Annotated in this window: 14 protein-coding genes; 10 read left to right on the top strand and 4 right to left on the bottom strand. The window is 64.3% G+C overall.

The genetic code is table 11. From position 1 onward, the window contains the following. Positions 1–1,308: a serine hydrolase domain-containing protein gene (locus tag BLT50_RS05090; protein WP_245723296.1), complete on the top strand. Its 1,308-nt coding sequence runs from the start codon at positions 1–3 to the stop codon at positions 1,306–1,308. 21 nt (positions 1,309–1,329) lie between these two features. Here the strand turns inward: BLT50_RS05090 and BLT50_RS05085 are convergent, their stop codons facing one another. Both BLT50_RS05085 and BLT50_RS05080 read right to left on the bottom strand, forming a co-directional pair. Beyond that, on the bottom strand, positions 1,330–1,803 hold the full coding sequence (locus BLT50_RS05085; protein WP_090027230.1) for a hypothetical protein: 474 nt from the start codon (positions 1,801–1,803) through the stop codon (positions 1,330–1,332). Positions 1,804–1,911: 108 nt separating this feature from the next. Next, positions 1,912–2,538 carry a sulfotransferase family protein gene (locus BLT50_RS05080; protein ID WP_090027228.1) on the bottom strand — a complete coding sequence of 209 codons (627 nt, stop codon included), beginning with the start codon at positions 2,536–2,538 and terminating at the stop codon, positions 1,912–1,914. Positions 2,539–2,639: 101 nt separating this feature from the next. Between BLT50_RS05080 and BLT50_RS05075 the strand changes: the two genes are divergently transcribed. From BLT50_RS05075 to BLT50_RS05060, 4 genes are all read left to right on the top strand, one after another. Next, on the top strand, positions 2,640–3,125 hold the full coding sequence (locus BLT50_RS05075) for an Lrp/AsnC family transcriptional regulator (protein WP_090027226.1): 486 nt from the start codon (positions 2,640–2,642) through the stop codon (positions 3,123–3,125). Between the two features lie 115 nt (positions 3,126–3,240). Next, positions 3,241–4,725 (top strand): NAD-dependent succinate-semialdehyde dehydrogenase, encoded by a 1,485-nt coding sequence (locus tag BLT50_RS05070; protein ID WP_175491398.1) that lies wholly within the window; start codon positions 3,241–3,243, stop codon positions 4,723–4,725. A gap of 37 nt (positions 4,726–4,762) precedes the next feature. Continuing rightward, positions 4,763–6,133, top strand: coding sequence for an aspartate aminotransferase family protein (locus BLT50_RS05065; RefSeq protein WP_090027224.1), 1,371 nt, complete (start codon positions 4,763–4,765; stop codon positions 6,131–6,133). Positions 6,134–6,293: 160 nt separating this feature from the next. Then, positions 6,294–7,247 carry a calcium/sodium antiporter gene (locus tag BLT50_RS05060; protein WP_090027222.1) on the top strand — a complete coding sequence of 318 codons (954 nt, stop codon included), beginning with the start codon at positions 6,294–6,296 and terminating at the stop codon, positions 7,245–7,247. 22 nt (positions 7,248–7,269) lie between these two features. Here BLT50_RS05060 and BLT50_RS05055 read toward each other — a convergent pair whose 3' ends face one another. Further along, on the bottom strand, positions 7,270–8,436 hold the full coding sequence (locus BLT50_RS05055; RefSeq protein WP_090027221.1) for an alpha-hydroxy acid oxidase: 1,167 nt from the start codon (positions 8,434–8,436) through the stop codon (positions 7,270–7,272). A 135-nt stretch (positions 8,437–8,571) separates the two neighbouring features. On the opposite strand from BLT50_RS05055, the gene BLT50_RS05050 reads away from it, so the two are divergent. From BLT50_RS05050 to BLT50_RS05035, 4 genes are all read left to right on the top strand, one after another. Beyond that, positions 8,572–9,015, top strand: coding sequence for a MaoC family dehydratase (locus BLT50_RS05050; protein ID WP_090027220.1), 444 nt, complete (start codon positions 8,572–8,574; stop codon positions 9,013–9,015). After that, positions 9,012–9,785, top strand: coding sequence for a ZIP family metal transporter (locus BLT50_RS05045; protein ID WP_245723295.1), 774 nt, complete (start codon positions 9,012–9,014; stop codon positions 9,783–9,785). Before BLT50_RS05050 ends, BLT50_RS05045 begins: the two co-directional genes overlap by 4 nt. 63 nt (positions 9,786–9,848) lie before the next feature. Further along, the gene (gene argC, locus BLT50_RS05040) at positions 9,849–10,772 is read left to right on the top strand and encodes an N-acetyl-gamma-glutamyl-phosphate reductase (protein ID WP_090027219.1); all 924 of its coding nucleotides are present in this window, start codon (positions 9,849–9,851) and stop codon (positions 10,770–10,772) included. A 205-nt stretch (positions 10,773–10,977) separates the two neighbouring features. Then, on the top strand, positions 10,978–12,225 hold the full coding sequence (locus BLT50_RS05035) for an MFS transporter (RefSeq protein ID WP_090027930.1): 1,248 nt from the start codon (positions 10,978–10,980) through the stop codon (positions 12,223–12,225). A gap of 9 nt (positions 12,226–12,234) precedes the next feature. Here the strand turns inward: BLT50_RS05035 and trpA are convergent, their stop codons facing one another. Continuing rightward, entirely contained in the window at positions 12,235–13,026 is a 792-nt protein-coding gene (gene trpA / locus BLT50_RS05030) for a tryptophan synthase subunit alpha (protein ID WP_090027217.1), read from the bottom strand. Positions 13,027–13,171: 145 nt separating this feature from the next. On the opposite strand from trpA, the gene ychF reads away from it, so the two are divergent. Then, positions 13,172–14,269, top strand: a complete 1,098-nt coding sequence (gene ychF / locus BLT50_RS05025) for a redox-regulated ATPase YchF (protein WP_090027214.1) — start codon at positions 13,172–13,174, stop codon at positions 14,267–14,269. The last annotated feature ends 183 nt before the right edge of the window (positions 14,270–14,452 follow it).

Genomic DNA, 14,452 nt, shown 5'->3' with positions numbered 1-14,452 from the left:
ATGGCCGTGGCCCTGGTTGCCGGCCTGTCCTCGGCAGGCGCGGCCATGGCCCAGTCGGCGCCGCTGTCGGCGCAGGACTCCGACCCCAACGTAATGGGCTGGATGCAGGGATTTCCGCCGCCCGCGGACAAGCTGATCACCCAGCCCGATTCCAATTATTTCAGCTTTCCAAAACTGCGCTGGTCGGTCTGCCACCTGCGCGAGTTCCTTCCGACCGAGGAAATCAGCCGCGGGCTGGGCGCACCTGCGCCGCTGAATTATCTGCCGCCGGCCGAGTTCGCGGATATGCGCCAGCAGATCGACGCGCTGACATTCATGCCGATCGACGGCGATGCACCGATGACCTGGGAAGCGTCGCTTTATGCCAACTACACCGACGGCATGCTGATCCTGCATCAAGGGCGGGTCGTCTATGAGCGGTATTTCGGCTGCCTCGAAGAGGATGGCAAACACGCGATCATGTCGATGACCAAGTCGATCACCGGCTTGCTGGGTCAGATCCTGGTGGCCGAAGGCGCGCTGGACGACACGCTCCTGGTGCGCGACGTGATCCCCGAAATCGGTGACAGCGCATTCGCCACGGCCACGGTGCGGCAGGTCATGGATATGACCACGGGCGTTCAGTATTCCGAGAATTATTCCGACCCGAATGCCGATATCTGGCTGTATTCGAAGGCTGCCAGCCCGCTGCCCAAGCCCGAAGGCTATACCGGCCCGGATGGCTACTGGGAATACCTGCAGCAGGTAAAGCCCGAGGGCAATCACGGCGATGCGTTCCATTACAAGACGATCAATTCCGACATGCTGGGCTGGATCATCAGCCGCGTGACCGGCAAGGCGGTGACCGACCTTGCGTCCGAGCGGCTGTGGCGGCGCATGGGGGCCGAGCAGGACGCCTATCAAACAGTCGATGGCAAGGGCGTGCCCTTTGCCGGGGGCGGGGTGACGGCCGGCCTGCGCGATCTTGGCCGGCTGGGCGTTCTTATGCTGAACCGCGGTGAGATCAACGGCACGCGCCTGTTCCCTGCCGAAGTGGTCGATGCGATTTCGGCCGGGGGCGATCCGTCGAAATTCGCAGGCTTCCCGACGATCCCCAACGGCAGCTACACCAGCCAATGGTGGGTTTTCCACAACGCGCACGGGGCCTATGCCGCACGCGGGGTGCACGGCCAGACGATCTATGTCGATCCGACCGCCGACATGGTGCTGGTGCGGCTGGCGTCGTATCCGCGGGCGCAGAACAGGTTCATCGACCCGACCTCTCTGCCGGCCTACCAGGCGGTGGCCGAGTTCCTGATGTCGCGATGACCGGGCGAGCGGGGGCCGTCGTCAAAAGCTGAAGATATCGCCGATGTTTTCGATGATGGCCACCAGCAGAAGAACCCCGGCGATCACCAAGAGGGCCCACCAGAAGAAATGGGCCACGATCGCGCCCACCCCGAGGCTTGTGCCATAAGCCGCAAGGCGCCGGTTTTCGCGCAGGACAAGGGAAATCAGCGACAGCACGATGGCGATCGTCGCCAGGATCGGGCCGGCCAGCGGCAGGTAGGACCGATAGGTGACGGCGACGGGCTCGGGTTCGGGTTTGGGCAGGCCGAGAAAGCTCCGCCAGGCGGTGCGTTTGATTTCACCCGCGATCTCGCCCACCTGGGTTGCCGCAGAAGGCGCGGGTTCCAGCGCCGGGCCGAATATCTGGAAAAGCACGAGAACCAGCGCCAGGGCGCCGGTCATGACACCCCAGAAGCCCCACGATTTCAGCAGCTTCGCAAAGCCGTGCGGATCGGAAACCTGTAACTCGTTCATGCCGTCATCCCATACCGTCAGCGGGTGCGGCAAAGATGGCGGGGCAAACCGGCAATATTTTGCGGCATTTGCGGTGAAAATAAGCCCCGCCGCAAACAGGCGGGCCTGTCACTCCAGCGGGGTCAACAGGTGCCCGTCTGCCGCCAGGATCGCCGCATGCAGGGCGAAATCGTCGGCGCGCGCCGCGCGCAGTTGCGCTTCGACCTCGGGGCTGATCGGCGTGGGGGCGGAGGGCGACACATTCTTTTCCTTGGTCTCGATCTTCTGGCCCAGCCGGTCTTCCAGGAAGCGGCGGAACACGGCCTGCTTTTCATAGGCGAACAGGTGGTCGATGCGCACATCGCCCGCGTCGTCCGTGACGAATGCGAACTGGCTGCCGACGCGTGCGAAGGGCGGAGGCGTGTCTTCGATCGCAGCCAGCACGAAATCGTCGAACGACATCCCCGCCGCGCTGTTGCCCGCGCCCTTGCGCTTGGGGTCCTGGCGGTAGCGATACCAGCTGCGCAGTTGCTCCAGCGGGTCGCGCATCACGGCAACGCGTTCGGGGTGCAGCCCGTGGGCCTGGGCCAGGTAGGGGCCGAAATCGCGGTCGAACTTGCGCGCGGTCATGTGTTTCAGCCCCGCCTTGTTGGCCAGGCTGATATCGGCCTTGCCGCGCAGGGCCAGGTGATAGGCGGTGGACCCGGTTTTCGGAACCGCGAACAGAACGATATTTGCGTCCACGAAAACCAGCATGTCACCGCATCCCTTCAGATTTTCCCGCACAGTGCCGCGGCGCCGCGACCTTGTCAAAGCGTGGTCTTACGTGCGCGCGGCAAACTGATATAAGGCACGGCATGACACGGCTCGATCCCCGCGATATCGAAATCCTCAAAGTGCTTGCGCAAGACGGCCGGATCACCAAGGCCGCCTTGGCGGATCGTGTGGGCCTGTCACCGACACCCTGCTGGGAACGCCTGCGCAAACTGGAACGTGCCGGATTGATCGCGGGCTATGGTGCGCGGTTCAACCTGCGCAAGCTGGGCCCGTCCGTGACCGTTTTCGTCGCCGCCGAACTGGAGGGCCACACGGCTGCCCATTTCCAGACCTTCGAAAAGGCTGTGGCGCTGCATGACGAGATCACCGCCTGCTGGTCGCTCGGTGGCGGGTTCGACTACCTGATGCAGGTCGTCACGCCGGATATCGACAGTTACCAGCGCCTGATCGACGGCCTTCTCGAGGCGCGGGTGGGGCTGGCGCGCTATTACACCTACATCGTCACCAAGACCGTCAAGGAAGGCGCCCCGCCCCCCTTTGATCTGCTTTTGGGCGGGGACGGCTAATTCTCCTGCCGCGTGCCGCTATGGCAGAGGAATCTTCTGCAAACGGCGCTATATTCAGCCTCGCTCTCGTGTGCGGCATGCCACTTTTCGGGAAAGCCCGAAAAGGAGGATGCCCATGTCGATGCACAACAGCCTGCCCAAATCGCCGCTTGCCGACCTGGCCGACCCGCGCCTGGTGCGGCAGTTTTCCTATGTCGGCGGCAAATGGGTGGACAATGCCGATCGCGCGACCTTCAGCGTGACGAACCCTGCCGACGGTGCCTGGCTGGGCGAAGTGGCCAAGCTGTCAGGCGATGAAAGCCGCAAGGCGGTGGATGCGGCGCAGGCCGCGTTCGCCAGTTGGTCCGTCACGCTGCCGCAGGACCGCGCGGCGGTGTTGCGGCGCTGGTTCGACCTGATGATGGAGCACAAGGAAGACCTGGCCCGCATCATGGTGCTGGAGCAGGGCAAGCCGATCTCCGAGGCGCGGGGCGAGATTGACTATGCCGCGTCCTTCGTCGAGTTCTACGCCGAGGAAACCCGTCGCCCCAATATCGAGGGCGTCACCAGCCACCTGCCCGATGCCGAGGTCGAACTGTGGCGCGAGCCGGTGGGCGTCGCGGCGCTGATCACGCCGTGGAACTTTCCCAGCGCCATGCTCACGCGCAAGGCGGCGGCCGCGCTGGCGGCGGGCTGCACCGTGGTGGCGCATCCGTCGGCGGAAACGCCTTACAGCGCGCTGGCGCTGGCCGAACTGGCCGAGCGCGCCGGCCTGCCGGCGGGCGTGTTCAACGTAGTGACGGGCGAGGCACCCGAGGTGGTAAAGCCCTGGACCGAGGATACCCGCGTGCGCGCGCTGTCCTTTACCGGATCGACCGAAATCGGGCGGCTGCTGTACCGGCAATCGGCGGACACGGTAAAGAGGCTGGTGATGGAACTGGGCGGCCATGCCCCGGTGATCGTGTTCAAGGGTGCCGATCTCGACAACGCCGTGGCGGAAACCATCAAGGCGAAATTCGCGACGTCGGGTCAGGACTGCCTGGGCGCCAACCGCATCTTCGTCGAACGTGCGATCTATGACACCTTCTGCGAGCGTTTTACCGAGGCCGCGAAGGCATTGACCATCGGGACCGGTCTGGACGATCCCGATATCGGCCCGCTGATGAACGAAAAGGCCGTGCAAAAGCAGGAAGAGCATGTGCGCGACGCGCTGGACAAGGGCGCGCGGCTGCTGACCGGCGGGCATCGCCATTCGCGGGGCCCGCTGTTCTTTGAACCCACCGTTCTTGCCGACGTGCCCGCCGATGCCGCGATCATGCACGAAGAAACCTTCGGCCCCGTTGCGCCCATCGCGCCCTTCGACACCGAGGACGAGGTCATCTCCCGCGCCAACGCCACCGAATACGGGCTGGTCGCCTATGTGCACACGCAAGACCCGCGCCGCATCTATCGCATCAGCCGCGCACTGCAGTTCGGCATGGTCGCCGTCAACCGCACCAAGGTGACGGGCGCGCCGATCCCGTTCGGCGGCATGAAGCAATCCGGCCTGGGCCGGGAAGGGGCGCGTCAGGGCCTCGAGGAATTCACCGAGATCAAATACGTCTGCCGCGACTGGGCCTGAGCCCGTACGGCATCGCAAGGATGCAGAAAGGACCGACATGCTGAAGAACGACCAACTGGAACAATGGGATCGCGATACGTTTTTCCACCCCTCGACCCACCTCGCGCAATTCGCGCGCGGCGAGGCGCCGCAACGCGTGGTGACGGGCGGGCAGGGCTGCCATATCGAGGATCGCGACGGCAACCGCCTGCTGGATGCCTTTGCCGGGCTGTACTGCGTGAACGTGGGCTATGGCCGCCCCGAGATCGCCGAGGCGATCGCCGATCAGGCGCGTGAGCTGGCCTATTACCACGCCTATGTCGGACATGGCACCGAGGCGTCGATCACGCTGGCCAGGATGATCCTGGACCGCGCACCCGATCACATGAGCAAGGTCTATTTCGGGCTTGGCGGGTCGGATGCGAACGAAACCAACGTCAAGCTTGTCTGGTACTACAACAACGTGCTGGGCCGGCCGGAAAAGAAAAAGATCATCAGCCGCTGGCGGGGCTATCACGGCTCGGGGTTGGTGACGGGCTCGCTGACCGGGCTGGAGCTGTTCCACAAGAAGTTCGACCTGCCGCTGGCGCAGGTGATCCATACCGACGCGCCCTATTACTTCCGCCGCGACGACCTGGCCCAGACCGAAGAGCAGTTCGTGGCCGGGTGTGTGGCCTCTCTGGAGGAACTGATCGAGGCCGAAGGCGCGGATACCATCGCCGCCTTCATCGGCGAACCGGTTCTGGGCACCGGCGGCATCGTGCCCCCGCCCGCCGGCTATTGGGAAGCCATCCAGAAAGTGCTGGCCAAGCATGACATCCTGCTGATCGCGGATGAGGTCGTGACCGGGTTTGGCCGTTTGGGCAGCATGTTCGGATCGGACCATTACGGGATGAAACCCGATATCATCACCATCGCCAAGGGTCTGACCAGCGCCTATGCGCCGCTGTCGGGGTCCATCGTCAGCGACAAGGTCTGGCAGGTGCTGGAGCAGGGCACAGACGAACTTGGCCCGATCGGCCATGGCTGGACCTATTCGGCGCATCCGATCGGCGCGGCGGCGGGTGTCGCCAACCTGCGCCTGATCGACAATCTGAACCTTGTGCAGAACGCGGGCGAAACCGGCGCTTACCTGAACGCTGCGATGGCTGATGCGCTGGGCGATCATGCCCATGTGGGCGACATCCGGGGCGAGGGCATGTTGTGCGCGGTCGAATTCGTGAAAGAGCGCGACGGGCGCGTTTTCTTCGATGCTGCCGACAAGGTGGGCCCGCAGGTGGCCGCCGCGCTGCTGGAGCAGGGGGTGATCGCGCGGGCAATGCCGCAGGGCGACATCCTGGGCTTTGCGCCCCCGTTCTGCCTGACCAAGGCCGAGGCCGACGAGGTGGTGGGCAAGACCGCCAAGGCCGTGAAGGCAGTTCTGGGCTGATCGCGCACTCGTCGAAAATAATCCGCCCCCGCGCCATTGAAAGGCGCGGGGGCGGTGCTGATATCGCGCGGTAACGGGGTCCGGGCCCCTCTGGCAGGGTTGCTGGCCACCTGCGATGTCGGACACCTGTCGCCGAAGATCGCCAGCCGCGTTACATCCCATGATCTATCTCGAGCTTCTGGCCGGCCTGCTGTTGCTGCTTGCAGGCGGCGATTTTCTGGTGCGGGGCGCGGTGTCGCTGGCCGCGCGGCTTGGCGTGTCGCCCCTGCTGATCGGCTTGACCATCGTCGGCTTCGGCACCTCGACCCCCGAGCTTGTCACCTCGATCCAGGCGGCGCTTGCCGGCTCACCCGGTATTGCGGTTGGCAACGTGGTGGGGTCAAACATCGCAAACATCCTGCTGATCCTCGGTCTGGCGGCGCTGATCGCCCCCATTGCCGTCGCGAAAAGCGATTTCCGGCGTGACGGGCTCTGGCTGGCGCTGTCGGCGCTGGCGGTGATGGCGTTGGCGCAGGCCGGCGTTCTGTCGCGCTGGATGGGTCTGGGGCTGCTGGGAGGGCTGGGTTTATACTTGGGGCTGGCCTACCTGGCGGACCGCCGGGCCACGGCCGCGCGCGTGGCTGACGATGCCCCCGCCGCCACGATATGGCCGCGTGCGCCGCTGCTGGCGCTGGCGGTCAGTGCGGGCGGCATTGCGTTGACGGTCTATGGCGCGTCGCTGCTGGTGGGCGCCGCGATCGAACTGGCCCGTGGCTGGCAGATATCGGACGCTGTGATCGGCTTGACCGTTGTCGCTGTTGGCACGTCGCTGCCGGAACTGGCGACCTCGGTCGTGGCGGCCTTGCGGCGGCAGGGGGCGGTTGCCTTCGGCAATGTGGTCGGGTCAAACATCTACAACCTGATGGGCATCCTCGGCGGTACGGCGCTTGTGCATCCCGTCGCCATGCCCGCCGGGATCGTTGCCGTCGATCTGTGGGTCATGCTGGCCGCCACCGCGATCCTGATCTGGGTCGCGGTGTCGGGTTGGCGCATCACGCGGGCCGAGGGCGTGACGCTGCTGGCCCTTTATGCGGGCTACATCGCGCTGATGACGTTGCGCGGGGGGATGGTCTAGGCCCGGCCGGCCCCGGCCCGCGTCAGTCGGCCCAGCGGCCTTCGAAATCGGCGGGGATCTTCAGGATGTCGCGGCCCAGTTCGTCGATGCGGCGGCGGCCGCACAGCGCCATGGACACGTCCATTTCCTTGTGGATCACCTCGAGCGCCTTCGTGACGCCTTGCTGGCCCATCGCGCCCAGCCCATAGACGAAGGCGCGGCCGATATAGGTGCCTTTCGCACCCATCGCGACGGCCTTGAGCACGTCCTGACCAGAGCGGATGCCGCTGTCGATATGCACTTCGGTCTTGTCGCCCACGGCATCCAGGATCGATGGCAGTGCGCGGATCGAACTGAGCGCGCCGTCAAGCTGGCGGCCGCCATGGTTCGACACGACGATGGCGTCGGCCCCCACCTGCAACGCCATCTTGGCGTCTTCGGGTTCCATGATGCCTTTCAGGATGACCTTGCCGCCCCATTCTTCCTTGATCTTGGCGATCTTGTCCCAGTCGAGCGTCGGATCGAACTGTTCGGCGGTCCAGGCACCAAGATCGGCGGCATCGCTGACACCCTGCACATGGCCCACGATATTGCCGAAATGGCGGCGCTTGGCGCTCATCATCTCGATGCCCCAGCGCCACTTGGTGGCCAGGTTCGCCATTGTCGACAGGGTCAGCTTGGGCGGTGCGGACAGGCCGTTCTTCAGATCCTTGTGCCGCTGGCCCAGGATCTGCAGGTCCAGCGTGATGACCAGCGCCGAACACTTCGCATCCTTGGCCCGCTGGATCAGCGAGCTGACAAAGCCCTGGTCCTTCATCGTGTAAAGCTGGAACCAGAACGGTTTCGACGTCGCCCCGGCCACGTCCTCGATCGAATTGATGGACATGGTGGACAGGGTGAACGGCACGCCGAATTTCTCGGCGGCGCGGGCGGCCTTGATCTCGCCGTCGGCGTGCTGCATGCCCGTAAGCCCCACCGGGGCCAACGCGACCGGCATCGCTACGTCCTGCCCGATCATCTGCGTTGCGGTCGACCGGCCCGACATGTCCACCGCCACGCGCTGACGCAGGCGGATCTTGTCGAAGTCGCTCACGTTCTCGCGAAAGGTCTGTTCGGTCCAGCTGCCGGACTCGCAATAATCATAGAACATCCGGGGCGCCCGCCGGCGATAGATCCGTTTGAAGTCGTCGATACAGGTGATGACGGTCATGGCGGGCTCCGTTTGGCTGCATTGGTGAAGATTTCTTACCGATCCCGCGCCGTTGAAACAATCGGCAATTCGCAATCCGGTTGCGGCCAAACGGCATCGGCGTATGGTCTGCCCGAGTCAAAAGGACAGCCGAAGATGTATTTCGACGATCTTCACGTTGGCTTCGTATTCGAAACCGAAAGCCGCAGCCTAAGCGAGGACGAGATCATCGCCTTTGCCAGCGAATACGACGCCCAGCCGTTTCACATCGACCGGGACGCCGCTGCGCAGTCGATCTATGGCGGGATCATCGCCAGCGGGTTTCAGACGATGCTGGTCGCGTTCCGGCTGACGTTGGAATCAGGCGTCTGGAACGAAGCCTCGATGGGGTCGCCGGGCATGCGTGACGTGCAATGGCGCCATCCCGTGCGCCCGGGTGACGCATTGCGCGTCCGTGCCGAGGTCGTAGGGTCGACGCCATCGTCCTCGCGCCCCGACCGCGGCCGCACCGAGATCCGCTATGACGTGCTGAACCAGTCAGGCGACGTGGTTATGTGCTACACGGCCACTCACATTCTGAAAAGAAAGCCGGCCGAATGAGCATCATCCTGATAGGCACGATCGCAAGTCTCGCAGCCGGGATGATGACAGGGGTGGGCGCGATCCCCGTTCTGTTCGGCAAGCAGATTTCACGCCGCGCCAACGACATGATGCTGGGGTTCGCCGCCGGGGTGATGATCTCGGCGTCGTTCTTTTCTCTGATCCTGCCGGGGATCGACGCGGGCCAGGAGGTTTACGGCTCGGTCCCCGCCGCCGCCTTCCTGGCGGCGCTGGGAATTGCGCTGGGCGCGGCGATGGTGGCGTGGCTGAACAATTCGCTGCCGCATGAGCATTTCATCGTGGGCCCCGAAGGCGCCGATCCGGGCGCGTTGCCCAAGATCTGGCTGTTCGTGATCGCCATTACCATTCACAATTTTCCCGAAGGCATGGCTGTCGGTATCGGTTTTGGCGGTGGAAACGTCACCAATGGCATGAGCCTCGCCACCGGGATCGGGCTGCAGAACGCCCCCGAAGGCCTGGCTGTGGCCGTGGCCTTGCGCGGGCAGGGATATTCCAAGCTGCGGGCGTTTTCGATCGCGCTCCTGACCGGGCTGGTTGAGCCTGTGGGTGGCGTGCTCGGTGTGGCGCTGGTGCATGTGTCGATCTACGTGCTTCCGGTGGGGCTGACCTTCGCCGCAGGTGCCATGCTGTATATCATCAGCCATGAAATCATCCCCGAAACCCACCGCTATGGCCACCAGAACCGGGCGACGACCGGGCTGATCTTCGGGCTTATCCTGATGATGCTGTTGGACGTGATCCTGGCCTGATCTCTTGCGCGGGCGCGCATCTGCGCGTAAGGCAGTCGCAGTTTTCAGCGACAGGAGGCCGCAATGGCGTGGAGCGTGTTCATCGATGGCGAGGCAGGAACGACGGGTCTACAGATCCGCGAGCGCCTGATCGCGCGCGATGACATCACGCTGGTGCAGGTGCCGCACGATTTGCGCAAGGACGCCGGGGCACGGGCCGAAGCCTTTGCGCAGGCCGATGTCGCCATCCTTTGCCTGCCCGACGACGCTGCGCGCGAGGCGGTCGAGATCGCCCGCCCGCACGGCACGCGGATCATCGACGCCTCGACCGCGCATCGCGTCAATCCCGACTGGGCTTTCGGGTTTGTCGAACTGGACGCGGGTCAGCGTGACCGGATCGCGCAGGCGCAATACGTGACAAATCCGGGCTGCTATTCCACCGGCTCGATCGCGCTGCTTGCTCCGCTGATTTCGGCCGGGTTGCTGGCGGTGGACGCGCCCGTCACGATCAATGCCGTTTCCGGCTACACCGGCGGCGGCAAGGCGCTGATCGCCGAATTCGAGGATGGCAGCGCACCCGATCATTTCGTTTATGGTCTGGAACACAAGCACAAGCATATCCCCGAGATCATGCGCAGCGCGGGCCTGAAACGGACGCCGATCTTTGTGCCTTCCGTCGGCAAATACGCGCAGGGCATGATCGTGCAGATACCCATGCACCTGCCCGCCGGGCAGACGGCCGGTGATCTGGAACAGTGCCTGAAGGCGCATTATGCCGGGCAGCGGTTCGTGCAGGTGGTGGCGCCCGACGCCATCGGCCCGCGTGTCGACCCGCAGCGCCTGAACGGGACAAACCGGATGGAATTGACGGTGTTCCCCAGCGCCGAAGGCGACCGCGTGGTGTTGCTGGCGACGCTCGACAACCTCGGCAAGGGGGCCTCGGGTGCGGCGGTTCAGAACCTCAACATCATGTTGGGCGCCGAAGAGGGCGCAGGCCTGACCGGGTGATCCGCGCGCGCTTCGCCGCATGAGTCCCGGGGCTGTTGCCAGACACTTCTGAATCGGCCTGCGACCAACAGTATCACGAGGCCCCAACACCTCCCGTTTGTCGTAAATGCGCGTCAGTTGGGCGTTGCGGATCGAACGCCCGACCACGCGACGTGCCAATGCGGACATGTCACGCCACGACGCGCAAACGAACCGGGAGGCACCGATGATCGCGGTCTTGTCCAGTGTCTGGGCCCTGCTGCTGGGCATTGTGCTGATCATGCTGGGCAACGGCATGCATTTTACGCTGATCGGTCTGCGCGGCGGGATCGAGGGATTTTCCGCGACTGAACTGGCCATCGTGACATCGGGCTATTTCGCCGGCTTCCTTTCGGGTGCGCGCCTGACCCCGGTGCTGATCCAGAGGGTCGGCCATGTGCGCGTGTTCGCCGCGCTGGGCAGTTTCATGTCGGCCGCGCTGATCGCCTTTACGCTGCTGGCCGAGCCGTGGGCCTGGACGCTGCTGCGCGTGCTTGTCGGCTTTTGCATGTCAGGCATCTATGTTGCGGCGGAAAGCTGGCTGAACAACGCCGCAACAAACGAAACGCGCGGCAAGGTTCTGTCGGCCTACATGATCGCGCAGACGCTGGGCATCATCGGTGCGCAGGGGCTGTTGACGCTGGGCGATGCCGGGACTTCGGTGCTGTTCATCGGCGCGTCGATCCTTGTGTCGGTGTCATTTGCGCCCATCCTGCTGTCGGTCACTCCGGCCCCGGTGGTCGAGGTGGCCCGCCCGATGCCGCTGCATCGGCTTTTCATCAGCTCGCCGCTGGGCACGTTGGGGATTTTCCTGCTGGGCAGCGTCTATGCCACGCAATCCGGCATGGGCGCTGTTTTCGGCACCCAGATCGGCATGACCGCGTCCCAGATTGCGCTGTTCGTGGCGATGCTGTTTGCCGGGGCTTTGCTGATGCAATACCCGATCGGCTGGCTGTCGGATCGTGTCGACAGGCGGCAACTGATCTTCGGCGCGTCGACCATCGGCGCGACGTCCTGTCTGTTGGGATGGGCCTTTGGCGGCGGGCTTTGGGCGCTGATGGCTGCGGCGTTTTTTGCCGGTGGGGTCACCACACCGCTTTATGCGCTGCTTCTGGCCTACACGAACGACTTCCTGTCGTCCGAGGACATGCCCGCCGCATCCGGCGGCCTTGTCTTTACCTTCGGGTTGGGGGCGATCGCCGGGCCGATGATCACGGGTTGGGCGATGCAGCAACTGGGCCCGTTCGCCTTCTGGCTGGTGCTGGCTGTGACATTTGCCGCCATGGCGCTTTATGCGCTTTACCGGATGACCCAGAGGGCGCCGATACCGGTGGATGAAACCGAAAGCTATGTCGGCGTTCTGCCCACCGCATCGCCTGTCACGGTCGAGGCGGCAGGGGTCTGGGCATCCGAGCAGGCCGAAGCCAACCAGTAGCGTGGAAACTCAGGCGCGGTGCGCGCCATCCGCCAGGCCGCGCACGAAATCGAGCACCTGTTCGACCGGCTTGCCGCTGGCGATTTCGCTGACAATTGCCGATCCCACGACGCATCCGTCGGCCACGCCCGAGATTGCCTGCGCGGCATCGGGTGATTTGATGCCGAACCCGACCACTACGGGCAGGTCTGTCTGCGACTTGATCCGCGCCACTTCGGGCCCGACATCGGCGGCTTGCGCCTCGGCCGCGCCGGTGATTCCGGTGATCGACACATAGTAGACGAAACCGCTGGTGTTCTGCAGCACCTTGGGCAGGCGCTTGTCATCGGTCGTGGGCGTGGCAAGGCGGATGAAGTTGATCCCGGCCTTGGAGGCGGGAATGCACAGCTCTTCGTCCTCTTCGGGCGGCAGGTCGACGACGATCAGGCCATCGACGCCGGCCTCTTTCGCATCGACCAGGAACTTGTCGACCCCGCGTGAATAGATGGGGTTGTAATAGCCCATCATCACGATGGGGGTATCCGGGTCGTCCTTGCGGAACTCGGACACCATGTCCAACGTCTTTTGCAGGGTCTGCCCACCTTCGAGCGCGCGCTGCCCGGCCAGCTGGATCGTCGGGCCGTCGGCCATCGGATCGGTAAAGGGCATGCCCAGCTCGATCACGTCCACGCCCGCGCCCGGCAGCCCCTTCATCACCGCAAGCGAGCGGTCGTAATCAGGGTCGCCGCCCATGATGTAGGCCACGAAGGCCTTTTTGCCGTCGGCGCGCAGCTGTGCGAATTTGTCGTCGATCCGGGTCATGGGCCGTGTCCTTGTATCTGGTCCGGCCCCATGTGCCGTGTGCGCGCGGGAAAATCAATGCCCCACGGCGCCGCGTGCCAAGCCGCCTTGCACCCGTTGCCCGCCCGCACTAGAAGCGCGGCAACACTGGATCACGGAGGCCGCAATGGGTTTCAAGATGGGGATCGTTGGGCTGCCCAACGTGGGCAAGTCGACCCTGTTCAACGCGCTGACGAAAACCGCGGCGGCGCAGGCGGCGAATTTTCCGTTCTGCACGATTGAGCCGAATGTCGGCGAGGTGAACGTGCCCGACGCGCGGCTGGACAAGCTGGCCGCGATCGCGAAATCGGCCAGCATCATCCCGACCCGGATGACCTTTGTCGATATCGCGGGCCTGGTGAAGGGCGCCAGCAAGGGCGAGGGCCTGGGAAACCAGTTCCTGGCCAATATCCGCGAGGTCGACGCCATCGCCCATGTGCTGCGCTGTTTCGAGGATGGCGACGTCACCCATGTCGAGGGCCGGGTCGATCCGGTCGCCGACGCCGAGGTGATCGAGACCGAGCTGATGCTTGCCGATCTTGAATCGATCGAAAAACGGCGTGCGAACCTGGTGCGCAAGCTAAAGGGCAACGACAAGGAGGCGCAGCAGCAGGACCGTTTGCTGGCGATGGCGCAGGACGTTCTTGAAAACGGCCAGCCCGCCCGCGTGGTCGAGGTGTCCGACGAGGATGCGAAGGCGTGGAAAATGCTGCAACTGCTGACGACGAAGCCCGTGCTTTACGTCTGCAACGTCGCGGAAGAGGACGCCGCGACCGGCAATGCCCATTCCGCTGCGGTGGCCGAAATGGCCGCGGCGCAGGGAAACAGCCACGTCATCATCTCGGCCCGGATCGAAGAGGAAATCAGCCAGCTCGAAGATGACGAGGCGGCCATGTTCCTCGAGGAGATGGGACTGGAAGAACCCGGTCTGGATCGCCTGATCCGCGCGGGATACGAACTGCTGCACCTGGAAACCTATTTCACCGTCGGCCCGAAAGAGGCGCGCGCCTGGACCATTCGCCAGGGCACGATGGCGCCGCAGGCGGCGGGCGTGATCCACGGCGATTTCGAAAAGGGGTTCATCCGCGCCGAAACGATCGCCTATGACGATTTCGTTTCCTGCGGCGGGGAACAGGGTGCCAAGGAAGCCGGCAAGATGCGCGCCGAAGGCAAGGCCTATGTCGTCAAGGATGGCGATGTGATGCACTTCCTGTTCAACACCTGAGCAGCACCGGACCGCGCGGTTTCGAACCAAAACCGCGCGGCTTTTTTCGCCTGGTCGCGCGGACGCGTTCACCCTCGGTTCAGAATCTCGTCTGCGTTAACCATTTTCCCCTCCGTCGGTGATATTCAGGGCAAGTCAGCCTTGCTGACAGTCCTTTGTATCGGCGCCTTGCGCGCCCCGTAT

This window comes from Lutimaribacter saemankumensis (assembly GCF_900100005.1).
In the GTDB taxonomy this organism is placed as follows: Bacteria; Pseudomonadota; Alphaproteobacteria; order Rhodobacterales; family Rhodobacteraceae; genus Lutimaribacter; species Lutimaribacter saemankumensis.
This window is presented reverse-complemented; position numbering and strand designations above follow the sequence as displayed.